The organism is Mycobacterium paraterrae (assembly GCF_022430545.2).
In the GTDB taxonomy this organism is placed as follows: Bacteria; Actinomycetota; Actinomycetes; order Mycobacteriales; family Mycobacteriaceae; genus Mycobacterium; species Mycobacterium paraterrae.
On record NZ_CP092488.2, the window covers coordinates 3,708,340 to 3,733,805 of the forward strand.

The window sequence follows — 25,466 nt, forward strand, 5'->3', positions numbered from 1 at the left end:
ACGCGTGACGGGGGCTTTCTGCATGTGAGGGGCCGCCCGTCGAGCCTGCGTCTAGCCGCGGTGGCGGTGTCGAGTCTGCATCCAGCCGCAGTGTCGGCGGGTTGCTTACTAGCCTGGTGTGGTGAGCAGCGACCCGCACCGCGAGCTGGTCAGCGTGGCCGAGGGCAGCGGCCCAGGCGCCGCTTCAGGCAAGACCGCGTTGGGCAGCGGATCGGCCACCGCCCGCGTGCGGGCGGCGATCCTGGCGTTGGCGCGCCACCGCGGCCCGGGCAGCAGCATCTGTCCCTCCGATGCGGCCCGCGCGGTCGGCGGCGACCGTTGGCGCGAGTTGACCGAGCCCAGTCGCAGCATCGCCTTCGAGTTGGCACGCGCAGGTGACGTGGAAATCACCCAGCGCGGTGCCGTGGTCGATCCGGGCCAGCAACCAGCCGGGCCCATCCGCATCCGCGTGACCTCGGTCGACGATTCCTGATTGCGGAAGCCAGGCCGCTCGCTGGGAAGAAGCTGTCAATTACGCGTTTGAACCCTGAGGTAGCGGTGTACAAACAGGTGCCAAACTCGTTCCAGGGAAGGGACCCGATGATGAAGGCAATGGCGCCGGCCGCAATCGCGATCGCCGCGGTTCTGTTCAGCGGATGTTCTGCATCGCAGATCGTCAACACCGGTGGGGACACCAAGTGCAAGGACTTCACCACGCAGGACGAGAAGAAGCAGAACGACGAGGTCAGCAAGATGCTCAAGGACAAGAGCGGCGCCGAACCGTCGAACTTGCAGATCAGCGCCACCCGGTTGTCGGCGGTGACCTACTGCCAGACGCTGGGCAAGCCGGACAGCAAGATCGACGAGGCTCCGCACGGCTGAGCGCGGGAAAGGTTGCGCCGGCGGCTCACTCGCCGCCGGCCTGCAATACCACCATTGCCCGCGCTTCGACCCGGACCGTCTTTGCTGCCGGAATCGGTTGCGCGTCTTCCTGTTCGGTCAGTTCACCGGAGGTGTCGACCACCGGTGTCCACTCTCGACCGAACTCGCCGGGCGGCATGGTGAACTCGATGGGTTCGTGGTGGGCGTTGAAGCACAACAGGAATGAGTCGTCGGTGACCCGCTGGCCCCGGCTGTCGAGGTCGGGGATGCCGTGACCGTTGAGGTAGACCGTCACCGATTTTCCGAAGCCCGAATCCCAGTCGTCGTCGTTCATTTCGGAGCCGTCGGGGCGGAACCAGGAAATGTCGGGTAGTCCTTCGGTTCCGCGGCGGCGCACCGGTACTCCCTGGAAGAATCGCCGCCGCCGGAACACCGGGTGGTCGGCGCGAAGGGCCGACACCGAGGCGGTGAATGCCAACAGTTCGGTGTCCGCCTTGTCCCAGTGCACCCAGGTGATTTCGTTGTCCTGACAGAACCCATTGTTGTTGCCGTTCTGGGTCCGGCCGAGCTCGTCGCCGTGACAGATCATCGGAACGCCCTGCGCTAACAGGGTTGTCGCCAAAAAGTTGCGCTGCTGCCGAGCGCGCAGGGCGTTTACTGCCGGATCGTCGGTCGGGCCCTCGACCCCGCAATTCCACGACCTGTTGTGACTTTCACCGTCGTTGTTGCCCTCTTCGTTGGCCTCGTTGTGTTTTTCGTTGTAGGAGACCAGGTCTCGAAGCGTAAAACCGTCGTGGGCAACGACGAAATTGATCGACGCCACCGGCCGGCGAGCGGTGTGTTCGTACAGATCGGCCGAGCCGGTCAGCCGGGAGGCGAACTCGCCGAGCGTCGCCGGTTCCCCGCGCCAGTAGTCGCGAACGGTGTCGCGGAATTTGCCATTCCATTCCGTCCACTGCGGCGGAAAGTTGCCGACCTGGTAGCCGCCGGGGCCGACGTCCCAGGGCTCGGCGATCAGCTTGACTTGGCTGACCGTCGGATCCTGTTGCACCAGTTCGAAAAAGGCCGAAAGGCGGTCGACATCGTAGAACTCGCGAGCCAGTGTGGAGGCCAGGTCGAACCGGAAGCCGTCGACGTGCATCTCGGTGACCCAGTAGCGCAGCGAATCCATGATCAGTTGCAGGGCGTGTGGGTGGCCGACGTTGAGGCTGTTACCGGTTCCCGTGTAGTCCATGTAGTACTGGCGGTCGTCGTCGACCAGGCGGTAGTAGGCCGCGTTGTCGACTCCGCGCATGCACAACGTCGGTCCGAGGTGGTTACCTTCGGCGGTGTGGTTGTAGACGACGTCCAGGATTACCTCGATGCCCTCTTCGTGGAGGGCGCGGACCATCGTCTTGAATTCCTGGACTTGGCCACCCGGGCTGTTGCTCGAGGTGTATTTGAAGTCGGGCGCGAAGAAGCCGATTGTGTTGTAGCCCCAGTAGTTTGACAGGCCCTTGTCGACCAGCGTGGAGTCGTTGGCGAAGTGATGGACGGGCATCAGCTCGATGGCGGTGATGCCGAGGTTTTTCAGATGCTCGATGATCACGGGATGGGCGATCCCGGCATAGGTTCCGCGCAGACGTTCGGGCACGTCCGGGTGTAGCTCGGTGAGTCCCTTGACGTGCGCCTCGTAGATGACGGTATCGGCGTATTCGTGGTCGGGCGGCCGGTCGTTGCCCCAGTCGAAGAAGGGGTTGATCACCACCGACTTGGGCATGCGTGGGGCGGAGTCGTCGTCGTTGCGGCTGTCGGGATCGCCGAAGTTGTAGCTGAACAGCGACTGGTGCCACTCGAAGTTGCCATCGATTGCTTTCGCATACGGGTCGAGCAGAAGCTTGTTGGGATTGCAGCGGTGTCCCTCCGCCGGATCGTAGGGACCGTGCACCCGGTAGCCGTACCGTTGGCCCGGTTCAACTGACGGAAGAAACCCGTGCCAGACGAACCCGTCCACTTCGTTGAGCGCCACTTTGGTCTCGGCGCCGTCCGCGTCGAACAGGCAGAGCTCCACCTTCTCGGCCACCTCGCTGAATATGGCGAAGTTGGTGCCCGAACCGTCGTACGTAGCGCCCAGTGGATATGCCTTGCCCGGCCACTGCTCGATGCGCTCGGGGCGCGTCGCGTTCTCAGGGTTTGACACAGCGCCCTCTTTCCATTTCTCAGCGCCGCACGGCTGCGACCCGACGCTGCAGATTACCCACCGTGCGGCGAGTCACACATGCTGTGAAGCGAGGCACAATGGCTGTGTGCAACCGTGGCCCCAACCTGATAGACCAGGACCCGGACAGGAGTCGGTGTGGGATTATCCGCGTCCGCCACGTTTGGAAGAGTTCGGTGGATCGATCACTGTCGAGCTCGGCGGCCGCGCCGTCGCGTCGACCACCCGCGCCTGGCGGGTGCTTGAGACCAGCCACCCGCCGACGTACTACCTGCCCCAGGCCGCTTTCGCCGACGGGGTGCTGCGCCGCGCTGATGGCGCGTCCTGGTGCGAATGGAAAGGGCAGGCAACATATTTCGATCTGGTGACCGACGCAAGAGTGGCACCGCGGGCCGGATGGACCTACCTTCGACCCACGCCGGGTTTCGCGCCGCTGGCCGGGGCCGTCGCCGTGATGGCCGCGGCGGTGGACCGTTGCACAGTCAACGGGGAGACGGTTGTCCCGCAACCGGGCGGGTTTTACGGCGGCTGGATTACCAGCTGGATTGTCGGACCCTTCAAGGGAATTCCGGGATCGATGGGCTGGTGACGCTTCACGGACCGCAGGTCGCAATGATGTCGATGCGGCGCAACGCAATTGCGCAAACCGACAGATAGGCCGCCGCCCACACCGGAACCGCCATGCTCGCCCGCGCGTAGTCGCCGACCGGCTCGACCCGATGATGTGTTGCCGGGATGCCGGCCACCTTCCATGCCCAATGCCGGCCCGGCTCGAACTCGGTGATGACGAACGGTGCGGCGATGCCCACCGCCGTCTGAACAGTGCCGGTCGCACCTAGTTGCAGCCGGGTGTACGGAGGATCGAGTCGGCCGCCGCTGACCGTCGGCCCCCACCGCGGCCATGCGTCGAGGTCGACCAGGACGCTCCACACCACCGACGGCGGCGCGGCAATGACTCGGTCGACGGAGAGCATCAGGGCGCCCGCCCCCCGAGGCTTCGTTGTTGCTCGACCACGGCGTCGAGGTCTTTGAGGCGTCGCATCCCGGCCAATGGCTGGGTCATCCGCTGGTTGTTCTCCAGGTGTTTGGCATTGCGCTCCAGGAACCACCAGTATCCGCCGGTGAACGGGCAGGCCCGGTCGCCGACCCGTTCGGAGGGGCGGTAGCGGCAGTCGCCGCAGTAGTTGCTCATGCGGTTGATGTAGGCGCCACCGGAGGTGTACGGCTTGGTGGCCATCAGCCCACCATCGGCGTGCTGCGACATACCGACCACGTTGGCGACCATCACCCACTCGTAGCCGTCGACGAAGCAGCGGTGGAACCAGTCGGTCATCGCGGCGGGGTTCCATCCACGCTGCAGCGCGTAGTTCGACAGCACCATCAACCGCGGAATGTGATGCACCCAGCCGTGATCGCGGACCTGGGCCAGCACGTCTTTCAAACAGTGCGCATCGACGGAGTCGGCGTCCAACTCCGCGAACCACTTCGGCAACCGGCCGTGCGCGTCGAGGGCGTTGCGCCGACGGTAGCCCCGGCCGAAATGCCAGTAGACATGCCAGATGTAGTCGCGCCAGCCGATCAGCTGCCTGATGTAGCCCTCCACGCTGGCCAACGGCGCCTTGCCCGAACGGTAGGCATCCTCGGCGGCGTACGCGCAGTCAAGTGGGTCGAGCAAACCCAGGTTCATTGGGGCCGAGAGCAGGCTGTGCGCCATGAAGCGGTCACCGCTGAGCATGGCGTCTTCGTGCGGACCAAAGTGCGGCAGACGATCTCGTACGAACACATCGAGAGCTTGCCGTGCTTCGGCTGCGGTGACGGCGAATTCGCGCGGGCCGTCGCGGCCCACGAACGACACATCGCCGTCGCGTTCCCAGCGGTCCAGGTCCGCGCGGACCTGCTCGTCGATCTCGTCTTCCTCCGGTCGCCAGGGGGCTTTGATCCCCAGTTCGGCAGTGTTGGGAGCGGGTTCACGGTTGTCGGCGTCGAAGTTCCACCGACCCTCGACTGGATTGTTTCCGTCCATCAACAGGTCGAATCGGCGGCGCGCATCGCGGTAAAAGTTCTCCAGCTTCAACGTGCGGTGGCCTTCAGCCCACGAGCCAAAGGCGTCGCGGTCGGTGCAGAACCCACGTGCCGGCAGCACCTCGACATTCGGCTGTGACCGGACGAACCGATCCGCAGCCCACGACGTGGGCTGGCACACGCTGATCGGCTCGTCGAGCTGCTCGAGCGCCTGGCGGTACGTGCGCGTTTGTAAAAAGACGGCTTGCTCGCCAAGCTCGGCTGCGCGGTGGCGTAATGCCGACAGCACCAGATGCGCTTTGCGGCGGTGAAAGCGACGTCGTGCGAATGCCGCCCGCGACTCGATCAGCAACACCGGCTGGTCGGGCTCGTCCAGAAAGTGCGGCCCGAGCTGGTCGGCGAAACACCAGCGTCGGGAGTCAGGACTCATCTGGGTGCCATACCCTTGCCGAAGGCGATCGAATCAACCCAGCATGGGCAAGGAGCGCGATGACAGAACCCGTATCGGCCCTAGGTGCGGAAAAATTCGTCTCGCTGACGACCTTCAAAAAAGACGGCTCGGCGGTCGCGACACCAATGTGGATTGGGCGCGATGGTGACGACCTGTTCTTCTGGACTCCGGTCGAGAGCTGGAAGGCCAAGCGGGCCAAGAACAATCCCAGAGTCGTGATGGTGCCCTGCAGTCGGAGCGGGAAGGTTCGCGAGGGTGCTCGTCCTGTCGAAGGAGTCGCCGAATTGGTCACCGATGCCGCGACCGTGCAGCGGCTGGCCGGCGTCATCCGCCATAAATATGGTTTCGAGTTCACCATCGTGACGTTCATCGAGCGACTGCTGGCTCGCGGGGCGAAGCCGCGGCTGATTATCCGGGTCGCGCTACCGAGCTGAGGTGGACTCGCGGACGTCGAATCCCTCGAACGTGCCTGCGCTGCGCCAGGCATCCAGGATGTCCGCGTATTCGGTTGGGCTGCCGAAGAAAAAGCTGTCCCGGTTGAGGCGTGCACTGGCTTGGCCCTCGCGGTTGTAATAGCCGGGCGTGCATGACTCCCGCCGGCCGGCGATCAGACTGGAACGCTCGAGGACGGTGTCGACCCAGGAGGCTTCGGCTTCCGCCGTTGTCTCGAGTTCGGCGGCGCCGTGCTGGAGCGCCCATGCGATGACCCAGGCGATGTGTCGGGATTGGGTGTCGATCAAGTACGGGAAGTTCACGGTGAAGCCGGATTGCGCGATGCTCTCGATGAAGCAGTTCGGGAAGCCGTGTACGTGCAGGCCGTGCATCGTGCGGACCCCGTCGGCCCACTTGTCGGTAAGGGTCAATCCGTCGCGGCCGACGATCTCGAAGCCGGTTCGTCGCGAGTAGCTGGTGCCGACCTCGAATCCGGTGGCGAAAATCAAACAGTCCAACGGGTATTCGACACCGGCTACGACGACGCCCCGGGCGGTGATCTGTTCGACCCCGACGCCGCGGGTGTCGACTAGCGTGACGTTGTCGCGGTTGAAGGCTTGCAGGTATTCGTCGTGGAAACAGGGTCGTTTGCAGTAGTACCCGTACCACGGCTTGAGGGCTTCGGCGGTGGCGGCGTCGGTCACGATCGAGTCGACCCGCGCACGAATCTCCTCCATTTTGGCGAAGTCGGCGAGTTCGGCGGAGTTGGGCCCGCCCTCGTTGACGATGGGCATTTTCTTGGTCAGGCTGGTCCACGCATCGTCGACCAGGTCCTCGTCGGAAGTTCCTCCGGCGGTGAGGATTTGAAAATTCTCCATCCGTCGCTGTTGCCAGCCCGGCTGCAGCGACGCGGCCCACTCCGGATCGGTGGGCCGGTTGGCCCGCACGTCGACGGTCGACGGGGTGCGCTGGAACACGAACAGTTGGCCGGCCGCCTCGGCCAACCGCGGTACGCACTGGATGGCCGTCGCCCCGGTGCCGACGACGCCGACCCGCTTGTCGGACAGCCCACTCAAATCGTCGCCCGTGTAGCGGTAGTCCCACCGGCTGGTGTGGAAGGTGTGGCCGGCGAAGCGTGTAATGCCATCGATGCCAGGCAGTTTCGGCTTCTGCAGATACCCGTTGGCCAGCGCCACGAATCGGGCGCGAATCTCGTCGCCGCGGTCGGTGGAAATAATCCATCGCGAATCGTTTTGCTCCCAATGGATTTCGCGCACCTCGGTCTGCAGACATGCGTCTCGATATAGATCGTAGTGCTCGGCGATCCGGCGGCAGTGAGCCCAGATCTCGGAACCCTTGGCGTATTTCTCGGTGGGGACGTAACCGAGTTCCTCGAGCAGCGGCATGTAGACATAGGACTCGACGTCGCAGGCGATTCCGGGATAGCGGTTCCAGTACCAGGTTCCGCCGACGTCGGCGGCCTTGTCGATCAGCCGCACGTCGTGCACACCGAGCTGCTTGCACCGGGCCCCGATCAGCAACCCGCCGAAGCCGGCGCCCACCACGGCGACGTCGACGGAGTCGTGAATCGGGTCTCGGCTGAAGTTCGGGTCGGCCCAGGGGTCCTCGCCGAACTTGCGGAGAGCACCGGTGATCTCGACATACTGCGAAATCCCGTCGGAACGGAGCCGGCGTTGGCGTTCCTCGGCATACTTGGCGCGTAACGCAGCCGGATCGAACGATCCTCCGCCAACGCCAGACGTCACGGCTGAATACTGGTCCAATTTTGTGACGTAGGCAACGCCGAGGTGTGGATCTTCGTCATCTGCCGTGCACGGACACGTTACGGCTCCGATGCCATTTAGCTGATCAGCCGAGCGACAGTGGCGCCTATGGGCACTGAATCGGTCCTCATCGCCGCCGACAAGCCGGGGACGCGTGCATCGGCAAAACCGCGATATTCACTGCTGCTGTCCAACGATCCGGCCCACATCGAAGCCGCGCAACGACTGCGCTACGACGTGTTCAGCAGCGAGCCGGGATTCGCGTTGAGCGGCGCGGACGACGACCTCGACGCCGACCGCTTCGACGAGCATTGCGACCATCTCCTGGTCCGCGAGGAGAACTCCGGTGCGCTGGTCGGCTGCTATCGCATGCTGACACCGACCGGTGCGATCGCGGCCGGCGGGCTCTACACCGCAACGGAATTCGACGTCACGCCGCTCGATTCGCTGCGGCCGTCGCTGGTGGAAATGGGACGTGCGGTGGTGCACAACGAGCACCGCAACGGTGCGGTCGTGCTGCTGATGTGGGCCGGCATCCTGGCATATCTAGACCACTGCGACTACGACTACGTCACCGGTTGCGTGTCGGTGCCGGTCGTCGTCGAGGGCGAGCCGGCGGGCACGCAAATCCGCGGTGTGCGTGACTTCGTCATGCGCCGTCACGCCGCTCCAGCGGAATATGCGGTTCGCCCGTATCGGCCGGTCGTCATCGACGGCCGGACCCTCGACGAGATCGCGCCACCGCCTCGGCCGGTCATACCGCCGCTGATGCGCGGCTACCTGCGCTTGGGCGCCCAGATCTGCGGCGAGCCAGCCCTCGATCCCGACTTTGGGGTGGGGGATTTCCCGGCCTTGCTGGACAAGCGTCAAGCCGATACCCGCTACCTGCGAAGGCTCCGGTCGATGTCGGCGGCGACTGAGGCAGCGAGCTTGGGCGCATGATGAGCACCTCAGCGCCGCGCGACCACGCCTGGCTCCCGCGGGCCACCTGCGACACCAACTGCATACGCGCCGGCGGCTACGAGACGACCCGCCGACTCATCGTCGCGCTGCGGGTCGCTCGGCGAATGACCCTGCTGGTGCTGCTGGCGCCCGCGCTGCCACTGCTGGCCGGGGTGATCCCGGGCTGGTCGAAGTCGAGGCAGATCTACTGCCGGCTCCTGCTGTGGTGTCTCGGCGTCCAGATCCAGGTATCCGGGGGGCCGATCCGCAATTTGCCCGGCGTTCTCGTGGTCAGCGACCACATGTCCTGGCTGGACATCCTGACCATCGGAGCAACGCTGCCTTCCAGTCGGTGGCGCGCCTCGCCGCTGTCGTTCGTGGCGCGTGCCGATGTGGCTGCCAGCGGCGCGGTGAAGATGATGGCGCGCATTGTCAAGGTGATCCCGATCGAACGCGCGAGGCTGCGACAACTGCCGGAGGTGGTGGCGACCGTCGCCGCCCGGCTCTACGCCGGTCACACGGTGGTGGCGTTCCCCGAAGGCACCACCTGGTGCGGGCTATCGGGCACGTCGGGCCGTTCCCATCAGGGATCGGGGCCGTTTTATCCGGCCATGTTCCAGGCCGCCGTGGACACCGGCCGGCCGGTCCAGCCGCTGCGGCTGCGTTACCAGCACCGCGACGGCAGCGTCTCCACCGTGCCGGCCTATATCGGCGACGACACGTTGCTGGCCTCGATCGGTCGGCTGATGGTCGCCCGGCGCACGGTGGCCAAGATCTACGTTGAATCGCTTCAGCTTCCCGGAAACGATCGGCGGGAGTTGGCCCGCCGCTGTCAGGCCGCGATCCGCGTCACCCCGGCGCTGCGCCCGGATCACGGGCAACGTCCCTCCGTCCTCGCATCCTGACCTCGCCGAGATCGGGCCGGCCGCACCCTCGCTATCCTGGGCAAGTCATGGTCTACCTGGATCACGCTGCCACCTCCCCGATGCACCCCGCTGCCGTCGAGGCGATGACGGCTGTGTTGGCCACCGTCGGCAACGCCTCCTCGCTGCACGCCACCGGCCGTCTGGCTCGTCGGCGTATGGAAGAAGCCCGTGAGCTGATTGCGGCCAAGCTCGGCGCCCGCCCCTCAGAGGTGATCTTCACCGCGGGTGGCACCGAGAGCGACAACCTCGCCGTGAAGGGCATCTACTGGGCGCGCCGCGATGCCGATCCGCAACACCGCCGCATCATCACCACCGAGGTCGAGCACCACGCGGTCTTGGATGCGGTCACTTGGCTGGCCGAGCATGAGGGCGCCGAGGTCACCTGGCTGCCCACCAACGCAGACGGGTCGGTGTCCGGTGCTGCGCTGCGCGACGCCTTGGAGCGCCACGACGACGTCGCGGTGGTCACGGTGATGTGGGCCAACAACGAGGTCGGCACGATCATGCCGATCGACGAGCTTGCCGCGATCGCCGCCGAATTCGACGTGCCGATGCACAGCGACGCGGTTCAGGCCGTCGGACAGCTACCGGTCGACTTCGGGGCCAGCCAGCTCTCGGCGATGAGCGTGGCGGCGCACAAGTTCGGTGGCCCGGTCGGAGCAGGCGCGCTGCTGCTCCGTCGCGACGTCGCGTGCGTGCCGTTGTCACACGGCGGCGGTCAGGAGCGTGACATCCGCTCCGGCACACCCGCTGTCGCCGCCGCCGTCGGTATGGCGACGGCTATTCGGATCGCCGTCGACGGGCTGGAGGCCAACGGCGCACGGCTGCGGCTGCTGCGCGACCGGCTGATCGACGGAGTGCTGACTGCGGTCGAGGACACCCGGCTCAACGGCGCCCCCGGCTCCCGCCGGCTGCCAGGCAATGCGCACTTCACCTTCGACGGCTGCGAAGGCGACGCGCTGCTGATGTTGTTGGATGCCAACGGAATCGAGTGCTCCACGGGATCGGCGTGTACGGCCGGTGTCGCGCAGGCGTCGCATGTGCTGCTCGCGATGGGCGCCGATCCCGCCAGTGCTCGTGGATCGCTGCGACTGTCGTTGGGCCACACCAGCGTCGAGTCTGACGTCGATGCGGCGCTGAAGGTCATTCCCGGCGCCGTCGCGCGGGCGCGGCAGGCCGCGCTTGCCACCGCGGCGGTATCGCGATGAGGGTGCTCGCCGCGATGAGCGGCGGTGTCGACTCGTCGGTTGCCGCTGCCCGGATGGTCGACTCGGGTCACGACGTGGTGGGCGTGCACCTGGCTTTATCGCACGCTCCGGGTACGTTGCGCACCGGCTCCCGTGGCTGCTGTTCGAAGGAGGACGCCGGTGACGCCCGCAGGGTCGCCGATGTCCTCGGAATCCCGTTCTATGTGTGGGATTTCGCCGACAAGTTCAAAGAGGACGTGATCGACGACTTCGTGTCGTCCTACGCCCGCGGTGAAACGCCCAACCCATGCGTGCGGTGCAACGAGCGAATCAAGTTCTCCGCGTTGGCCGCTCGCGCGCTGGCGCTGGGATTCGACGCGGTGGCGACCGGGCACTATGCCCGGCTTTCGGATGGGCGGCTGCGCCGCGCCGTCGACGCCGACAAAGACCAGTCCTATGTGCTGGCGGTGCTGACCGCCGAGCAATTGCGCCACGCGGCGTTTCCGATCGGCGACACTCCCAAGTCGCAAATCCGCGCCGAGGCCGCCCGCCGTGGCTTGTCGGTCGCCGAAAAGCCGGACAGCCACGACATCTGCTTCATCCCGTCCGGCGATACCCGGGCCTTTCTCGGCGAGCGCATCGGGGTGCGCCCCGGCGCGGTGGTCGGCCAGGGCGGCGAGGTACTGGCCACCCACGATGGTGTGCACGGCTTCACCATCGGCCAACGCAAAGGGCTGGGCATTGCCGGCCCGGGGCCGGACGGCCAACCCCGATATGTCACCGCGATCGACGCCGAGAGTGGCACCGTACGGGTCGGTTCGGCGGCCGACCTGGAGGTATGGCGGCTCAGCGGAACGCGCCCGGTGTTCACCGCGGGCACGGCGCCGGCCGGTGCCATCGACTGCGCAGTGCAGGTCCGCGCGCACGGCGAAACCGTCGACGCCGAAGCACGGCTGGCCGGCGAACACCTAGCGGTGAGTCTGCGTTCGCCGCTGCGCGGCGTGGCCCCGGGCCAGATGCTGGTGCTCTATCGGCGCGACCCGGCCGGCGACGAGGTCATCGCCAGCGCCACCATCGCCGCCGCGCAGTAGTGCCTGCGGCGTCACCCCGGCACGTTCGCGGCGAGGTTCGACATCACGATCGTCGACACAGAGTCCGGAAATCCGCAGTAGGTGACTTCCATCAGGACCACAGATTTGATCTGGTAGTCCCGACCGCAGCCGCCGGGCCGCGTTTGCAGCGACCGGTCGTCGGCGTTCCATGCTCCGATGAGGCCGTAGCCGACCGAACTGTCCGCGCACGTGCGCACGGTGGACACCAACGCGCCGAACGCGCGCCGAGCGGTATCCCCGTCGTGATACGCCGCGGCACCCTCGGAGATGATGCCGCCGTGCGGCGGATCTTGAAACGTGGTCTTGTGGAACGCCTCGACGTCGGGTCCAAACGTCACGGTCTCGGCGAACACGAACCGGCAGGGTGGTGGCGCGGTCTGAGCCAAGGTGTCGATGTCGACCGGGGACGCGGTATCCATCGACGGGATGACCGTCAGATGCTCTCCGCCGCCGGTGATCGCCTGCATGCGGGGCTGATCGAGCATTACCCGTCCGACGTCGAATTCGCTGGGCGTCAGGCCCGTTTCCGTCGTCGGTGCGCCGCCCACCACGCGGGTGCAGGCCGCGGCCAACAGAGCCGCGGCACATAAGGCCAGCCGTCGCGTGGTCATCGTGGGTCTCAAGGGTAATCGGCCGGGCCAGCCCTCGCTCCGCGTGCGCGAGGCGCGATCGAATACGGTTCTGGGGTGAGTGTTTTCGCAACCGCCACCGGTATCGGCTCGTGGCCTGGAACTGCGGCGCGACCGGCCGCCGAAGTCATCGTCGGCGAGTTGGGCTCGGCGATGGCCCACCTGGTGGAGTTGCCCGCCAGGGGAGTGGGCGCCGACATCGTCGGGCGTGCGGGCGCACTCCTGGTCGACATCGCGCTCGACACCGTGCCGCGCGGCTACCGCCTGACGGCTCGGCCGGGTGCGGTCACGCGGCGGTCGGCCAGCCTTCTCGCCGAGGACATCGACGCCCTCGAGGAGGCTTGGGAGGTGGCGGGCCTGCGGGGCAGCGGTCGACCGGTCAAGGTTCAGGCGCCGGGTCCGATCACGCTTGCCGCCGAACTCGAACTGCCAAATGGACATCGCGCGATCACCGATCAGGGCGCATTCAACGACATTGCCGCGTCGCTGGCTGAAGGGGTCGCCGCGCATCGTGCGTCGGTGTCCCGCCGGCTCGATACGCCGGTGGTCGTGCAGTTCGACGAGCCGTCGTTGCCTGCGGCCGTCGCCGGTCACCTCACGGGTGTGACCTCGCTGAGCCCGGTGGCTGCTGTCGAGGAGTCGGTCGCGATCACCATGCTCGACCTCTGCGCATCGGCGGTAGGCGTGGACGTCGTGGTGCACAGCTGTGCCTCCTCGATTCCGTGGAATATATTGCAGCGCAGCATCATTAGCGCGGTGTCGGTGGACGCCGGCACGTTGGCCGCAGCCGATCTGGACGCGGTTGGGGAGTTCGTCGAATCGGGCCGGGTGGTGATGTTGGGGGTGGTGCCGTCGATCGCCCCGGCTCGGCGCCCGGCCGCAGAAGAGGTCGCGAGCAGCGCGGTCACCATCACCGACCGGATCGGGTTCAACCGGTCGGTGTTGCGCGATCGGATCGGCATCGTGCCGGCGTGCGGGCTGGCCGGGGCGACCCCGCAGTGGGCCCGCACCGCCATCGAACTGGCCCGCCGCGTGGCGGAGGGTCTGGCCGACGACCCAGAGGCAATCTGACATACAACGTCCACGCAAACGCAACTAAACGGTTGCATATCGCAGTCGAACGTGATCTCCTCAAAGCAACCAGGAGGTTGCATATGAACACCGATCGCATTGAGAAGCAGGTGCTGCTCCGCGCGCCACTCGAGCGGGTGTGGCGGGCGATCAGCGATTCGCAGGAGTTTGGCCGTTGGTTCGGCGTCAGCGTCGACGGACCGTTCGTCGCTGGGACGTCGGTGACCGCGACAGTCACCGGTACCACCGTCGACGACGAGGTCGCCGAGATGCAGCGACCACATGCCGGAGCGAAAGCGACTTGGCAGATCGTCGCGGTGGAACCGCCACAGCGCTTCGCCTACCGCTGGCATCCGTTCGCCGTCGAGCCGGGCGTCGATTACGACAGCGAGCCCACCACGCTCGTCGAATTCATGCTGTCCGATACGCCCGACGGTGTGCAGCTCCGGATCGTCGAGTCGGGATTCGACGCCATTGCCGAGACGCGGCGCAGGGATGCGTTCGAGGCCAACGGCCGGGGCTGGGCCAAGCAGACCGAACTCGTGCGCAAGTACTTGTCGTTGGAGCAGCGGGTGTGAGGTCGGCACTCGCGGCGGCGCCGCTGTTCGATGCGCTCGGAGACCCGAATCGGTTGCGCATCGTGATTCGCCTGTGTGAGAGCGGGCCGAGCTCGACTTCTCAAGTCACCACATCGGTTTCGGTTACGCGGCAAGCTGCCACGAAGCACTTGGAGTTGCTGGAGGCAGCTGGGCTGGTGGTCAGCAGCCGGCGCGGTCGCCAACGCATCTGGACGCTGCAGACTCGCCCGTTGATCGATGCGGGGGACTATCTGACCGAGCTGTCCCGTCGCTGGGATGCTGCGATCGACCGGCTGCGCGCCTACGTGGAAGACTGAACTTTGGATTGTCTGGCAACGTGTTTCACATGCGGCCAAGAGTTGGGCGCGAGAGGACAGCACGCACATGAATCGCACAACCGGAACCCGCCGTCAGCGAGCGGTGTTGGCAAGTTGGCTCGCACTCGTCGGGCTGGCCGCTGGGGCGTTCCTCGTCCACGGCCCGGCCATCCCCTCCGCGAGCGGTACGACGGCGAGTGCTCTGCCGTCTCCGACGGTGGACGAGCCGGCCACCGGCGGTCCCAAGAGCGAGACCGCGGTGCTGGCCGGCGGTTGCTTCTGGGGTGTGCAGGGTGTGTACCAACACGTCAAAGGGGTGACGTCGGCAGAGTCGGGGTACGCGGGAGGAGACGCGGCGACGGCCAATTACGACACGGTCAGCTCCGAGACTACCGGCCACGCCGAGTCGGTGCGCATCACTTACGACCCGAGCCAAATCACCTTCGGCCAGTTGCTGCGGGTCTTCTTCGGTGTGGTCCAGGACCCGACCGAACTCAATTTCCAGGGGCCCGACGTCGGACCGTCCTACCGTTCGGTGGTCTTTGCGCAGAACGACAACCAGCAGAAGATCGCCGACGCCTACATCGCTCAACTGAATCGGGTGGGCTCGTTCCCGTCGCCGATCGTGACCACGGTGACGACTGGCGCCAACTTCTATCCCGCCGAGGCGTATCACCAGGACTATCTGAGGCTGCATCCGAACAACCCGTACATCGTCGCCAATGACCTGCCCAAGCTTGGGGCGCTCAAATCGGACTTCCCCGACCTGTATCGCGACTAGCTGACCTGGGCTGTCGGCGACCTCCGATAGCCTGCCCAGGTGAGTTCACCCGAGGACGATCCTGTCCCGCCGGAGATACGTCGTACGTGGCGCGAACTGGCCGACGAAGTGCGCGAGCATCAGTTCCGCTACTACGTGCGCGACGCGCCGATCATCTCCGACGCGGACTTCGACGTACTGCTGCGCCGGTTGTCCGCACTCGAAGACGAGCATCCCGAACTGCGCACACCTGATTCGCCGACCCAGCTGGTCGGTGGTGCCGGGTTCGCCACCGATTTCACCTCCGCTGATCACCTCGAGCGAATGTTGTCCCTGGACAACGTGTTCAGCGCCGAAGAGTTCGACCTGTGGACCGGCCGCGTCCATGGCGAAGTCGGTAGCGACGTTCCTTTTTTGTGCGAGCTCAAGATCGACGGCGTTGCTTTGGCGTTGGTCTATCGCAACGGCCGCTTGGTGCGGGCCGCAACCCGCGGTGACGGGCGCACCGGCGAAGATGTCACGCTGAACGCGCGCACCATCGACGACGTACCCGAACGGCTCACGCCCAGCGATGACCACCCGGTGCCGGACGTCTTGGAGGTGCGCGGCGAGGTGTTCTTTCGCCTCGACGATTTCGAGGCTCTCAACGCCGCGCTCGTCGAGGACGGCAAGGCTCCGTTCGCCAACCCGCGTAACAGCGCGGCCGGATCTTTGCGCCAGAAGGACCCGGCGGTCACGGCTCGTCGAAAACTCCGGATGATCTGCCACGGTCTGGGCCATGTCGAGGGCTATCGGCCGGATAGCCTGCATGACGCGTATCTGGCCCTGGCGGCTTGGGGCCTACCGGTTTCCGACCACACCACCCGCGTCGAGAACGCGGCCGGTGCGCTCGAGCGCATTGCTTACTGGGGCGAGCACCGCCACGACGTCGACCACGAAATCGACGGTGTCGTCGTCAAAGTCGACGACGTAGCGCTGCAGCGCAGGCTCGGCTCGACGTCGCGGGCACCGCGCTGGGCGATCGCCTACAAGTACCCGCCGCAGGAAGTCCAGACCAAACTGCTCGACATCCGTGTCAACGTTGGCCGCACCGGGCGTGTCACCCCGTTCGCGTTCATGACGCCGGTGACCGTCTCCGGGTCGACGGTCGGCTTGGCCACCCTGCACAACGCCGCGGAGGTTAAACGTAAGGGCGTGTTGATCGGGGACACGGTGGTGCTCCGCAAGGCCGGCGATGTGATCCCTGAAGTGCTCGGCCCTGTCGTCGATCTGCGCGACGGCTCCGAGCGCGAATTCGTCATGCCCACAACGTGTCCCGAATGCGGCACACCGTTGGCGCCGGCCAAGGAGGGCGACGCCGATATTCGCTGCCCCAATTCGCGGTCCTGCCCGGCGCAATTGCGCGAGCGGGTGTTCCACGTCGCGGGTCGCGGTGCGTTCGACATCGAGGGGCTCGGCTACGAAGCCGCCACCGCCCTGTTGAAGGCACAGGTAATCGAGGACGAGGGCGACCTGTTCAGCCTCACCGAAGACGAATTGCTGCGCACCGACTTGTTCACCACCAAAGCGGGGACGCTGTCCGCCAACGGCAAACGCCTGCTCGCCAACCTCGAGAAGGCCAAGAAGCAGCCGCTGTGGCGGGTGCTGGTGGCGCTGTCGATCCGGCACGTCGGGCCGACGGCGGCGCGGGCGCTGGCCACCGAGTTCGGCGACCTGGATGCGATCACCTCTGCGTCCACCGAGCAATTGGCCGCAGTCGAGGGCGTCGGTCCGACCATCGCCGACGCTGTGACGGAGTGGTTCACCGTCGATTGGCACTGCCGGATCGTCGAAAAGTGGCGATCGGCAGGGGTGCGGATGGCCGATGAGCGTGACTCCAGCGTGCCGCGCACGCTGGAGGGCCTGACCATTGTCGTCACCGGGTCACTGCCGAATTTCTCCCGCGACGATGCCAAGGAGGCAATCCTGACGCGGGGCGGCAAGGCGGCCGGTTCGGTGTCGAAGAAGACCGACTACGTCGTCGCAGGCGACTCTCCCGGCTCCAAGTACGACAAGGCAGTCGAACTCGGCGTGCCGATTCTCGACGAGGACGGATTTCGAAAGCTGTTGGAGGAAGGCGCTTCTGGGTCAGGGGAGTAGTGGGAGGCGCCACAGCGGGGTGTGCGGCTCCAGCAGCCACAGCCGAATCGCGGTGAATCGGAACAGCCGCAGGGTGCCGGTGATCAGTACCGCGGCCATCGGCACATCGCCAAGCGCCGCGGTCAGTTCAGCGACCCGAAAGTCGTTGGCTCCGGCCGTCATCAGGTCGAACCAGGCATCGCAGATCAACAACGTTCCGGTCGCGAAGGCAGTCAGCAACATGACCTGTCGGCGCAGCATCCCGAACACGACGGTGGCGGCCATCAAACCAAGCAGCAGAAGGTCGAAGCCGACCCAGGTCGCCGTCCAGTCGTGCACCAAATAGTCGTCGGGCAACGCGAAGCTCAGATACACAATCCACGGAATCAGCACCAGAGTCCCGCCGATCATGAACCCCAGCCAGCTCCAGCGGATCCGGTGTGCTTGGGCGGTCGGCAGGATGTCCGACAGTGGTCGCTCAAGGCGCTGGATCAGCTGACGTCGCTCGGCGGGCGACAGCGCGGCGATCTGGTCGTCGGATAGCAGATTCACGCTCGAGGGCATACCCCGTTTTCCGACTACTCAGTGCAGCAGGGTCCCGACGATCCCGGCCAGGTAACCGAGCCTGGCGACCTCGGAGGGACGGAAGGCGGGGCCGCCCGGCCGGCCGAGCATCACTGCCGTGTCGTCGGAGCCCAGAGGGGCTGCGATCAACGTGGTGTCCAAGTCGCGCCAGACCTGCGGTACCCAGTCCTCGGTGGCGTCGAGCGCAGTGGCATGGTCGATCGGCATCCACGGCACGTCACTGAGACTGGTTTCCGGCGCTCCGGCGCTGCCGGCGACGCGCTCGAATCCGCCGTCGGCTTTGTGCAGCACCGAACACCAACTCACCCGAAGCACCTGCGGTGCCTCAGTGACGAGCACGTGGAGTTTGGCGGCGGTGTTGCCCGCGGCGGCGACGTGATCGATGAGCGCCAGTTCCCGGTGCGCATCCAGCAATCCGCTGTGTGGTCGCAAGCTGTCGACCCGCACGCCCTGCAGGGCTTCGGCTGCGGTGATCAACGTATCCGGCATGCCGCCCGGCGGAAGTTCGACCACCAGGTCGTCGATCGCGTAGTCCGGTCCCCGCTCGACGACGTCCAGCGACAGGATGTCTGCGCCCACAGATCCCAGCGCCACGGCCAACGAGCCGAGGCTGCCTGGCCGGTCGGCCAACTGGACCCGAAGCAGATACGACGACACGCGGACACTGTTTCACAGCGGCGTGCGCTCGGCATGTCGGCGGATGCCCCACGGGCCAGGTTCACCGATCGTCGCCCGGCTGGGCGTGAGTGCCGGGTTCGCCCCCTCGCCGCTGCGCGGCTGGGAGGTACCCCCACAGCGGCCCGGCGCGGGCCGCATCGTCGCCCGGCTAGGCTTTTCTGTCGTGTCCCAGATCTCCCGCGACGAGGTAGCCCACCTGGCCCGACTGGCCCGGCTGGCATTGACCGACGACGAGTTGGATAGCTACGCCGGCCAGCTCGACGCGATCTTGACCCATGTGGGCCAGATCCAGGCCGTCGACGTCACCGGCGTCGAGGCGACCGACAACCCGCTCAAGTCCGTCAACGTCACCCGCCCCGACCAGACCACGCCGTGCCTGACCCAACAAGAGGCGCTGGCCCAGGCGCCCGAAGCGCTCGACGGCCGCTTCGTTGTCCCGCAGATTCTCGGGGAACCGCAGTGAGCGACGACATCATCCGCCTGGATGCGGCGACGCTGGCGGAGAAAATCGCCGCCACGGAACTGTCGTCTACCGAGGTCACGCAGGCCTTTCTCGCCCAGATCACGGCAACCGACCAGCAATACCGGGCCTTCCTGCACGTGGCTGCCGAGACCGCGTTGGAAGCCGCGGCGGCCGCGGACAAGTCGCTGGCCGCCGGTGAGCAACCGGCGTCGGCCTTGGCCGGTGTCCCGCTGGCGCTCAAGGACGTGTTCACCAGCGTTGACATGCCCACCACATGCGGCTCGAAGATCCTCGAGGGCTGGCGCTCGCCGTACGACGCGACCGTGACCGCGCGGCTGCGCGCCGCGGGCATTCCGATCCTCGGCAAGACCAACATGGACGAGTTCGCGATGGGCTCGTCGACGGAGAACTCGGCCTACGGCCCGACCCGCAATCCGTGGAACACCGATCGAGTCCCCGGAGGGTCGGGCGGCGGTAGCGCCGCGGCGCTCGCAGCGTTCCAGGCGCCGCTGGCGATCGGCACCGACACCGGCGGTTCGATCCGCCAGCCGGCGGCGCTGACCGCCACCGTGGGGGTCAAGCCGACCTACGGCACCGTGTCGCGCTACGGCCTGGTGGCCTGCGCGTCGTCGCTTGATCAGGGCGGCCCGTGCGCGCGCACCGTCTTGGACACCGCGCTGCTCCATCAGGTGATCGCCGGACACGATCCACGCGACTCCACGTCGATCGACGCCCCAGTGCCCGACATCGTCGGCGCCGCAAGGGCGGGTGCCGCAGGCGATCTCAGCGGCGTGCGCGTCGGAGTGGTCAAGCAGCTGCGCGGTGAGGGATATCAACCGGGCGTGCTGGCGTCGTTCAACAAAGCCGTCGAGCAGCTGACCGCGCTCGGCGCCGACGTCTCCGAGGTCGACTGTCCCAATTTCGACCACGCGCTGCCGGCTTATTACCTGATCTTGCCCTCGGAGGTGTCGAGCAACCTGGCCCGGTTCGACGCGATGCGTTACGGGCTGCGGGTCGGCGATGACGGCACGCACAGCGCCGAGGAAGTGATGGCGCTGACCCGCGCTGCCGGTTTCGGCCCAGAAGTCAAGCGGCGCATCATGATTGGCACCTACGCATTGTCGGCGGGCTACTACGACGCGTATTACAACCAGGCGCAGAAAGTGCGCACCCTGATCGCCCGCGATCTCGACACCGCGTATCAGTCGGTCGACGTATTGGTGTCTCCGACGACCCCGACGACCGCGTTCCCGTTGGGGGAGAAGGTCGACGATCCGCTGGCGATGTATTTGTTCGACCTGTGCACGTTGCCGCTGAACCTGGCCGGACACTGCGGAATGTCGGTGCCGTCCGGCTTGTCCGACGACGACAACCTGCCGGTCGGGCTGCAGATCATGGCGCCCGCATTGGCCGACGATCGGCTCTACCGAGTGGGGGCTGCCTACGAGGCCGCTCGGGGTGCGCTGCCAACCGCGATTTAGCCGGCGGTATCCCGCTCCAGACCGTCGCCCCACCGATGTCCTGCTCCGACGGCGTGCGGAGGGCAAGATAAGTGCATGCGGATCGGAATTCTCACCGGGGGCGGTGACTGTCCTGGACTCAACGCGGTCATTCGGGCGGTGGTACGTACGTGCGATTCCCGGTACGGCTCGTCGGTGGTCGGATTTCAGGACGGCTGGCGCGGACTGTTGGAGAACCGACGCATCCAGTTGGCCAACGACGACCGCAACGACCGTCTGCTGGCCAAGGGCGGAACGGTGCTCGGCACCGCGCGGGTCAACCCGGACAAGTTGCGGGCCGGGCTCGATCAGGTCAAGCAGACGCTCGACGACAATGGCATCGACGTGCTCATCCCGATCGGTGGTGAAGGCACGCTGACCGCCGCGCACTGGCTCTCCGAAGAGAACGTGCCGGTCGTCGGGGTCCCTAAGACTATCGACAACGACATCGATTGCACCGACGTGACTTTCGGCCACGACACCGCACTCACGGTGGCCACCGACGCCATCGACCGGCTGCACAGCACAGCCGAGTCGCACCAGCGGGTGATGCTGGTCGAAGTGATGGGCCGCCACGCCGGCTGGATCGCGCTCAACTCCGGACTGGCCTCGGGAGCGCACATGACGCTGATCCCCGAGCAGCCGTTCGACATCGACGAAGTGTGTCGTCTGGTCAAGCGCCGCTTCCAGCGTGGCGACGCGCACTTCATCTGCGTGGTCGCCGAGGGAGCCAAACCTGCCGAGGGGTCGATGAAGCTCGCCCAGGGCGGCACCGACGAGTTCGGGCACGAGCGGTTCACCGGTGTCGCCGCGCAGCTGGCCGTCGAGGTGGAGAAGCGAATCAACAAAGAGGTCCGGGTAACCGTGCTCGGCCATGTCCAGCGCGGCGGCATCCCGACCGCCTACGACCGCGTGCTTGCCACCAGGTTCGGTGTCAACGCCGCCGATGCCGCACACGCCGGTGAATACGGTCAGATGGTGTCGTTGCGCGGACAGGAGATCGGCCGGGTGGCATTGGCCGACGCGGTACGACAGCTCAAGCTGGTGCCGCAGACCCGCTACGACGACGCGGCCGCCTTCTTCGGCTAGACGGCGCTCGCCCACGGCTGTTATTTCAGTGACCGAGTGCCGGAACACAGTCGTTACGTAACGGCTAGCTGTAACGTATCGTCCGTGACCGAACTCTTGTCGTGCGGGGGATGTGGAATCGGGTTCCGTGGTCGGTCGGACGCGATCTACTGCTCGTCGGCGTGTCGGCAAAAAGCGCACCGAGGCCGTACGGCCCGTCGTATCGCAGCGCTGGCCGATCCACGATCACCGCGCATACGTCCGCAGCCGCGGGTAAGCAAACCCGACGTTGCCGTGACCATCGAGCGAGCACGGCGCGAGCAGAGCCGCTCCCGCGAATTGTGCCGCGACGCTGCTGACACCCTGCGGCAGACCATCGCATCGCAGCGGGCCTCCGCGCTGGACCGCCAGTCCCGTGTCAAGGCAGTCGAGCCTTCGAGCGGCGAGGGCCGGTCGTAATGGCCCCGGAACTCGACGGCCGCGAGGTCGAGGTCGGCCAGGCATTCGCGGGTGCGCCACAGCGGGTCGGGTGGTTCCGCTTCTACTTCGACGACGAGCGCTGGGAGTGGTCGGAGCAGGTGCAGAGGATGCATGGCTACGAGCCCGGCGAGGTGACTCCGACGACGGAGTTGGTGTTGCGGCACAAACATCCCGACGACCGCCGCGCGGTCGCCAAGACCATCGATTCCATGCGGCACAGCCGCTGCGCGTTCAGCACCCGCCACCGCATCGTAGACACCAAGGGTGTCACCCATCAGATGGTAGTGGTCGGTGATCAGCTGACCGACGATCAGGACACGGTGGTCGGCACCCACGGCTATTACGTGGACATCACGCCGAGCGCCGACAAGGCGCGCGAAGATCTGATCACCGAACGGGTAGCCGAGATCACCGAACATCGTGCGGTGATCGAGCAGGCCAAAGGCATGCTGATGCTCGTCTACGGCCTCGACGAGGATGCGGCCTTCGACCTGCTGAGATGGCGCTCGCAGTCGAGCAACGTCAAGCTGCGGCGACTCGCCGAGCAGATCGTCGTCAACTTCCGCGACGTCCGCGACGACGCGATCGCGTCTCGGACCGTCTTCGACCATGCGCTGCTGACCGGCGGCGACGGTGTCAGCGGCGATCGCGCGACCAATCCGGCGGCCAATTAGGATCGTTGCCATGACTTCAGCGGCCATGGCGAGTGCGGAGCTGCTCGACTACGAGGACGTGATCGCGCGCTACGACCCGGTCATGGGCATGGAAGTGCACGTCGAACTGTCCACCGCGACCAAGATGTTCTGCGGCTGCGCCAACGAGTTCGGCGCCGAGCCGAACACGCACGTGTGCCCGGTGTGTCTCGGGCTCCCCGGATCACTGCCGGTGCTCAACGAGGCCGCCGTCGAGTCGGCCATCAGGATCGGGTTGGCGCTCAACTGCGACATCGCCCCCTGGGGCCGGTTCGCCCGGAAGAACTATTTCTACCCGGACCAGCCGAAGAACTACCAGATCTCGCAATACGACGAGCCGATCGCGGTCAACGGTTATCTCGACGTTCCGCTCGATGACGGCAGCATCTGGCGGATCGACATCGAACGTGCGCACATGGAAGAGGACACCGGCAAGCTCACGCACCTGGGCAGCGACACCGGACGTATCGCCGGTGCGACGACGTCACTGGCCGACTACAACCGGGCCGGAGTCCCGCTGATCGAAATCGTCACCAAGCCGATCGAGGGGACCGGTGAACGGGCCCCTGAGATCGCCCGTGCCTACGTCACCGCACTGCGAGACCTGTTGCGCGCGTTGGACGTTTCCGATGTCCGAATGGACCAGGGCTCGATGCGATGCGATTCCAATGTGTCGCTGAGACCGATCGGGACCACCGAGTTCGGCACCCGCAGCGAGACCAAGAACGTCAACTCGCTCAAAAGCGTCGAGGTCGCGGTCCGCTACGAGATGCGGCGCCAAGCCGCCGTCCTGGAGTCGGGCGGCCGAGTCGTCCAAGAGACCAGGCACTTTCACGAGGACGGCTTCACCAGTGCGGGCCGCACCAAGGAGACCGCGGAGGACTACCGATATTTTCCCGAGCCTGATTTAGAGCCGGTCGCGCCCAGTAGCCAGCTCGTCGACCGGCTGCGCCAGACCATTCCCGAACTGCCGTGGTTACGCCGCAAGCGGATCCAGCAGGATTGGGGCATCTCCGACGAGGTCATGCGCGACCTGGTGAACGCCGGCGCTGTCGAGCTCGTCATCGCGACGGTCGAGCAGGGTGCGTCGAGCGAGTCCGCGCGTGCGTGGTGGGGCAACTTCCTGGTGCAGAAGGCCAACGAGGCCGGCGTGGAGCTCGACGAATTGCCGATCAGCCCAGCCCAAGTCGCGGCGGTGGTGGCGCTCGTGGACGAGGGCAAGCTCAGCAACAAGCTGGCTCGTCAGGTCATCGAGGGGGTGCTCGCCGGCGAGGGCGAGCCCGAGCAGGTGATGACGGCGCGGGGGTTGGCCGTGGTGCGCGACGACTCGCTGATCCAGGCGGCGGTCGACGAAGCGCTGGCCGCCAATCCCGATGTGGCCGAGAAGATTCGCGGTGGCAAGGTGCAGGCGGCCGGTGCGATCGTCGGCGCCGTGATGAAAGCCACCAAGGGTCAGGCCGACGCCGCGCGGGTGCGCGAATTGGTGCTTGCCGCCTGCAGCTAGTTGAACGTCCCGGTGAGCTCGCTGAATAGAGCGGCCAGCGGCTGACCGACGCCGTCCCAGTTGATCGCCTCCGCGATCGCCTGGTCTTGCAGGAACAGTGACGCGAGCGGTCCGACTTCAGTCGACGGGACGCTGAGCGACACGCACAGCAGATCGCAGTCACCGATCGATTGGGTGAAGCCGATCCCGTCGATCAGCGAGCCGGCCGGGCTGAGCAGCCCGCCGAGATCGAGCTGGATGGCGTTGACGTCCAGTCCCGAGGGCGCGGTCGCTCCGAAATCCTCCAGGAGGGTCCCGAGACCGATTTGGCCGTAGCCGTTGAGGAACGCGTTGCTGAAGTTCGCCGGCACGTCGAGCAGTTCGTTGAGCGCGGTCGTGTAGTCGGGAGCTGCGCCGCTGAGCGCGGCACTGATGGTTGTGATGTCGTCGTGTAGCTGCACGAGTGGGCCGACGGTGGTCCCGAAGCTGCCCCACAGGATGCCGCTCAGCGGCGATCCCGAGAACTCGAGATACGGCTTGATCGCATCGGCGGTGTCGCTGCCGACGAGAAGCGACAACACATCAATGTTTCCGCTGAGACAGAGCGGGCAGAACCCGATCGAGTAGGGGAGTCCGTTGGTCAGGATTCCGATCAGGTCGTCTTTGCCCGGGAGTGATATCGGGATGTTTCCCAACAGCGTTTCGATGGTGAGGTTGCTGGGGGTTGGCGCGACCGAGGAGTAGATGTAGGGCTCGGGATTCGACGGGAGGAACACCGAGGTTGCTGCCGTGTACGCCAGGCCCAGGTCGGTATCGAAATTGCGGGTGCCCTCGAGGTAGGCCGGGACGTTCGCGGCAAACTGCTGGAGATCGGCGAATGCGGCGGGGGAGAAGTGGTCGTAGATGTCGGTCGAGTTGGCCAGTGCGGTCTGCAGCACCTGGTCCCAGGGGACGTCTCCCGAGACGAGTCGCACGGCGCGGGTTTGCACACCGGGTTGGTCGGGAGCCGAGGCGCCCAGCGCACCGGCGGCAACCAGTGCGACCGCAAATCCTGCGGTGGTCCAAGGGCTAGCGGTGATGTCCATGGCGTCTCCTACGCGCGTCGGCCCCCCACAGGCAGCTAGATGTTAG

At 66.2% G+C, this 25,466-nt stretch carries 26 protein-coding genes; 18 read left to right on the forward strand and 8 right to left on the reverse strand.

Annotation, left to right across the window (positions count from 1 at the left end; translation table 11 throughout):
• Positions 1 to 121 precede the first annotated feature (121 nt).
• A complete protein-coding gene (locus MKK62_RS17920; RefSeq protein WP_240258561.1) occupies positions 122 to 472 on the forward strand; it encodes a DUF3253 domain-containing protein in 351 nt (116 codons plus the stop codon).
• A 107-nt stretch (positions 473 to 579) separates the two neighbouring features.
• Complete coding sequence (locus MKK62_RS17925; RefSeq protein ID WP_240258560.1) at positions 580 to 861, forward strand: hypothetical protein; 282 nt, start codon at positions 580 to 582, stop codon at positions 859 to 861.
• Positions 862 to 886: 25 nt separating this feature from the next.
• Here MKK62_RS17925 and glgX read toward each other — a convergent pair whose 3' ends face one another.
• Entirely contained in the window at positions 887 to 3,040 is a 2,154-nt protein-coding gene (gene glgX, locus MKK62_RS17930) for a glycogen debranching protein GlgX (RefSeq protein ID WP_240258559.1), read from the reverse strand.
• A 106-nt stretch (positions 3,041 to 3,146) separates the two neighbouring features.
• Between glgX and MKK62_RS17935 the strand changes: the two genes are divergently transcribed.
• Positions 3,147 to 3,647 carry a DUF427 domain-containing protein gene (locus MKK62_RS17935; protein WP_240258558.1) on the forward strand — a complete coding sequence of 167 codons (501 nt, stop codon included), beginning with the start codon at positions 3,147 to 3,149 and terminating at the stop codon, positions 3,645 to 3,647.
• 4 nt (positions 3,648 to 3,651) lie between these two features.
• On the opposite strand, the gene MKK62_RS17940 is transcribed toward MKK62_RS17935, so the two are convergent.
• Both MKK62_RS17940 and MKK62_RS17945 read right to left on the reverse strand, forming a co-directional pair.
• On the reverse strand, positions 3,652 to 4,032 hold the full coding sequence (locus MKK62_RS17940; RefSeq protein WP_240258557.1) for an SRPBCC family protein: 381 nt from the start codon (positions 4,030 to 4,032) through the stop codon (positions 3,652 to 3,654).
• Entirely contained in the window at positions 4,032 to 5,510 is a 1,479-nt protein-coding gene (locus MKK62_RS17945; RefSeq protein ID WP_240258556.1) for a cryptochrome/photolyase family protein, read from the reverse strand. Before MKK62_RS17945 ends, MKK62_RS17940 begins: the two co-directional genes overlap by 1 nt.
• A 59-nt stretch (positions 5,511 to 5,569) precedes the next feature.
• On the opposite strand from MKK62_RS17945, the gene MKK62_RS17950 reads away from it, so the two are divergent.
• Entirely contained in the window at positions 5,570 to 5,965 is a 396-nt protein-coding gene (locus MKK62_RS17950; RefSeq protein ID WP_240258555.1) for a PPOX class F420-dependent oxidoreductase, read from the forward strand.
• Here the strand turns inward: MKK62_RS17950 and MKK62_RS17955 are convergent.
• Positions 5,954 to 7,729, reverse strand: a complete 1,776-nt coding sequence (locus tag MKK62_RS17955; RefSeq protein ID WP_240258554.1) for a flavin-containing monooxygenase — start codon at positions 7,727 to 7,729, stop codon at positions 5,954 to 5,956. The two genes, MKK62_RS17950 and MKK62_RS17955, sit on opposite strands and share 12 nt — an antisense overlap.
• Positions 7,730 to 7,855: 126 nt before the next feature.
• Here MKK62_RS17955 and MKK62_RS17960 point away from each other — a divergent pair, with 126 nt between their 5' ends.
• Genes MKK62_RS17960 through mnmA form a run of 4 tightly spaced genes read left to right on the forward strand, consistent with a single transcriptional unit; the run spans position 7,856 to position 11,893 of the window.
• Complete coding sequence (locus MKK62_RS17960) at positions 7,856 to 8,689, forward strand: GNAT family N-acetyltransferase (RefSeq protein WP_240258553.1); 834 nt, start codon at positions 7,856 to 7,858, stop codon at positions 8,687 to 8,689.
• Positions 8,689 to 9,594, forward strand: a complete 906-nt coding sequence (locus tag MKK62_RS17965; protein WP_240264080.1) for a lysophospholipid acyltransferase family protein — start codon at positions 8,689 to 8,691, stop codon at positions 9,592 to 9,594. Before MKK62_RS17960 ends, MKK62_RS17965 begins: the two co-directional genes overlap by 1 nt.
• A 47-nt stretch (positions 9,595 to 9,641) precedes the next feature.
• A complete protein-coding gene (locus tag MKK62_RS17970; protein WP_240258552.1) occupies positions 9,642 to 10,823 on the forward strand; it encodes a cysteine desulfurase family protein in 1,182 nt (393 codons plus the stop codon).
• Entirely contained in the window at positions 10,820 to 11,893 is a 1,074-nt protein-coding gene (gene mnmA / locus MKK62_RS17975; RefSeq protein ID WP_240258551.1) for a tRNA 2-thiouridine(34) synthase MnmA, read from the forward strand. The genes MKK62_RS17970 and mnmA overlap by 4 nt, the downstream gene beginning before the upstream one ends.
• An 11-nt stretch (positions 11,894 to 11,904) precedes the next feature.
• On the opposite strand, the gene MKK62_RS17980 is transcribed toward mnmA, so the two are convergent.
• Positions 11,905 to 12,525, reverse strand: a complete 621-nt coding sequence (locus MKK62_RS17980) for a sensor domain-containing protein (RefSeq protein WP_240258550.1) — start codon at positions 12,523 to 12,525, stop codon at positions 11,905 to 11,907.
• A gap of 75 nt (positions 12,526 to 12,600) precedes the next feature.
• On the opposite strand from MKK62_RS17980, the gene MKK62_RS17985 reads away from it, so the two are divergent.
• The 5 genes from MKK62_RS17985 (at position 12,601) to ligA (ending at position 17,408) form a co-directional block, all read left to right on the forward strand.
• Entirely contained in the window at positions 12,601 to 13,614 is a 1,014-nt protein-coding gene (locus MKK62_RS17985; protein ID WP_240258549.1) for a uroporphyrinogen decarboxylase/cobalamine-independent methonine synthase family protein, read from the forward strand.
• Positions 13,615 to 13,697: 83 nt separating this feature from the next.
• Complete coding sequence (locus MKK62_RS17990; RefSeq protein WP_240258548.1) at positions 13,698 to 14,192, forward strand: SRPBCC family protein; 495 nt, start codon at positions 13,698 to 13,700, stop codon at positions 14,190 to 14,192.
• Positions 14,189 to 14,509: an ArsR/SmtB family transcription factor gene (locus tag MKK62_RS17995; protein WP_240258547.1), complete on the forward strand. Its 321-nt coding sequence runs from the start codon at positions 14,189 to 14,191 to the stop codon at positions 14,507 to 14,509. The genes MKK62_RS17990 and MKK62_RS17995 overlap by 4 nt, the downstream gene beginning before the upstream one ends.
• Positions 14,510 to 14,576: 67 nt before the next feature.
• Positions 14,577 to 15,290 carry a peptide-methionine (S)-S-oxide reductase MsrA gene (gene msrA, locus MKK62_RS18000; protein ID WP_240258546.1) on the forward strand — a complete coding sequence of 238 codons (714 nt, stop codon included), beginning with the start codon at positions 14,577 to 14,579 and terminating at the stop codon, positions 15,288 to 15,290.
• A gap of 39 nt (positions 15,291 to 15,329) precedes the next feature.
• Positions 15,330 to 17,408, forward strand: coding sequence for an NAD-dependent DNA ligase LigA (gene ligA / locus MKK62_RS18005; RefSeq protein WP_240258545.1), 2,079 nt, complete (start codon positions 15,330 to 15,332; stop codon positions 17,406 to 17,408).
• Here ligA and MKK62_RS18010 read toward each other — a convergent pair.
• Together MKK62_RS18010 and MKK62_RS18015 are read right to left on the reverse strand one after the other, a co-directional pair.
• Entirely contained in the window at positions 17,397 to 17,951 is a 555-nt protein-coding gene (locus MKK62_RS18010; RefSeq protein ID WP_240258544.1) for a hypothetical protein, read from the reverse strand. The two genes, ligA and MKK62_RS18010, sit on opposite strands and share 12 nt — an antisense overlap.
• A gap of 18 nt (positions 17,952 to 17,969) precedes the next feature.
• Positions 17,970 to 18,629, reverse strand: coding sequence for an ACT domain-containing protein (locus MKK62_RS18015; RefSeq protein ID WP_240258543.1), 660 nt, complete (start codon positions 18,627 to 18,629; stop codon positions 17,970 to 17,972).
• A 184-nt stretch (positions 18,630 to 18,813) separates the two neighbouring features.
• On the opposite strand from MKK62_RS18015, the gene gatC reads away from it, so the two are divergent.
• From gatC to gatB, 5 genes are all read left to right on the forward strand, one after another.
• Positions 18,814 to 19,113, forward strand: coding sequence for an Asp-tRNA(Asn)/Glu-tRNA(Gln) amidotransferase subunit GatC (gene gatC / locus MKK62_RS18020; protein WP_240264079.1), 300 nt, complete (start codon positions 18,814 to 18,816; stop codon positions 19,111 to 19,113).
• Positions 19,110 to 20,594, forward strand: coding sequence for an Asp-tRNA(Asn)/Glu-tRNA(Gln) amidotransferase subunit GatA (gene gatA / locus MKK62_RS18025; RefSeq protein ID WP_240258542.1), 1,485 nt, complete (start codon positions 19,110 to 19,112; stop codon positions 20,592 to 20,594). The genes gatC and gatA overlap by 4 nt, the downstream gene beginning before the upstream one ends.
• 75 nt (positions 20,595 to 20,669) lie before the next feature.
• The gene (locus MKK62_RS18030) at positions 20,670 to 21,701 is read left to right on the forward strand and encodes an ATP-dependent 6-phosphofructokinase (RefSeq protein WP_240258541.1); all 1,032 of its coding nucleotides are present in this window, start codon (positions 20,670 to 20,672) and stop codon (positions 21,699 to 21,701) included.
• A 437-nt stretch (positions 21,702 to 22,138) separates the two neighbouring features.
• A complete protein-coding gene (locus tag MKK62_RS18035; protein WP_240258540.1) occupies positions 22,139 to 22,834 on the forward strand; it encodes a PAS and ANTAR domain-containing protein in 696 nt (231 codons plus the stop codon).
• A 10-nt stretch (positions 22,835 to 22,844) separates the two neighbouring features.
• The gene (gatB, locus tag MKK62_RS18040) at positions 22,845 to 24,356 is read left to right on the forward strand and encodes an Asp-tRNA(Asn)/Glu-tRNA(Gln) amidotransferase subunit GatB (protein WP_240258539.1); all 1,512 of its coding nucleotides are present in this window, start codon (positions 22,845 to 22,847) and stop codon (positions 24,354 to 24,356) included.
• On the opposite strand, the gene MKK62_RS18045 is transcribed toward gatB, so the two are convergent.
• On the reverse strand, positions 24,353 to 25,420 hold the full coding sequence (locus MKK62_RS18045; RefSeq protein WP_240258538.1) for a hypothetical protein: 1,068 nt from the start codon (positions 25,418 to 25,420) through the stop codon (positions 24,353 to 24,355). The genes gatB and MKK62_RS18045 overlap by 4 nt on opposite strands.
• Positions 25,421 to 25,466: the final 46 nt, after the last annotated feature.

Coding starts and splice junctions, on each gene's coding strand:
- MKK62_RS18030 (WP_240258541.1), top strand. CDS start 20,670: ATGCGGATCGGAATTCTCACCGGGGGCGGTGACTGTCCTGGACTCAAC.
- MKK62_RS17960 (WP_240258553.1), top strand. CDS start 7,856: ATGGGCACTGAATCGGTCCTCATCGCCGCCGACAAGCCGGGGACGCGT.
- msrA (WP_240258546.1), top strand. CDS start 14,577: ATGAATCGCACAACCGGAACCCGCCGTCAGCGAGCGGTGTTGGCAAGT.
- MKK62_RS17925 (WP_240258560.1), top strand. CDS start 580: ATGATGAAGGCAATGGCGCCGGCCGCAATCGCGATCGCCGCGGTTCTG.
- MKK62_RS17940 (WP_240258557.1), bottom strand. CDS start 4,032: ATGCTCTCCGTCGACCGAGTCATTGCCGCGCCGCCGTCGGTGGTGTGG.
- MKK62_RS18045 (WP_240258538.1), bottom strand. CDS start 25,420: ATGGACATCACCGCTAGCCCTTGGACCACCGCAGGATTTGCGGTCGCA.
- MKK62_RS17990 (WP_240258548.1), top strand. CDS start 13,698: ATGAACACCGATCGCATTGAGAAGCAGGTGCTGCTCCGCGCGCCACTC.
- MKK62_RS18010 (WP_240258544.1), bottom strand. CDS start 17,951: ATGCCCTCGAGCGTGAATCTGCTATCCGACGACCAGATCGCCGCGCTG.
- MKK62_RS17965 (WP_240264080.1), top strand. CDS start 8,689: ATGAGCACCTCAGCGCCGCGCGACCACGCCTGGCTCCCGCGGGCCACC.
- gatB (WP_240258539.1), top strand. CDS start 22,845: ATGACTTCAGCGGCCATGGCGAGTGCGGAGCTGCTCGACTACGAGGAC.
- MKK62_RS17970 (WP_240258552.1), top strand. CDS start 9,642: ATGGTCTACCTGGATCACGCTGCCACCTCCCCGATGCACCCCGCTGCC.
- MKK62_RS17950 (WP_240258555.1), top strand. CDS start 5,570: ATGACAGAACCCGTATCGGCCCTAGGTGCGGAAAAATTCGTCTCGCTG.
- MKK62_RS17945 (WP_240258556.1), bottom strand. CDS start 5,510: ATGAGTCCTGACTCCCGACGCTGGTGTTTCGCCGACCAGCTCGGGCCG.
- MKK62_RS17980 (WP_240258550.1), bottom strand. CDS start 12,525: ATGACCACGCGACGGCTGGCCTTATGTGCCGCGGCTCTGTTGGCCGCG.
- MKK62_RS18035 (WP_240258540.1), top strand. CDS start 22,139: ATGGCCCCGGAACTCGACGGCCGCGAGGTCGAGGTCGGCCAGGCATTC.
- mnmA (WP_240258551.1), top strand. CDS start 10,820: ATGAGGGTGCTCGCCGCGATGAGCGGCGGTGTCGACTCGTCGGTTGCC.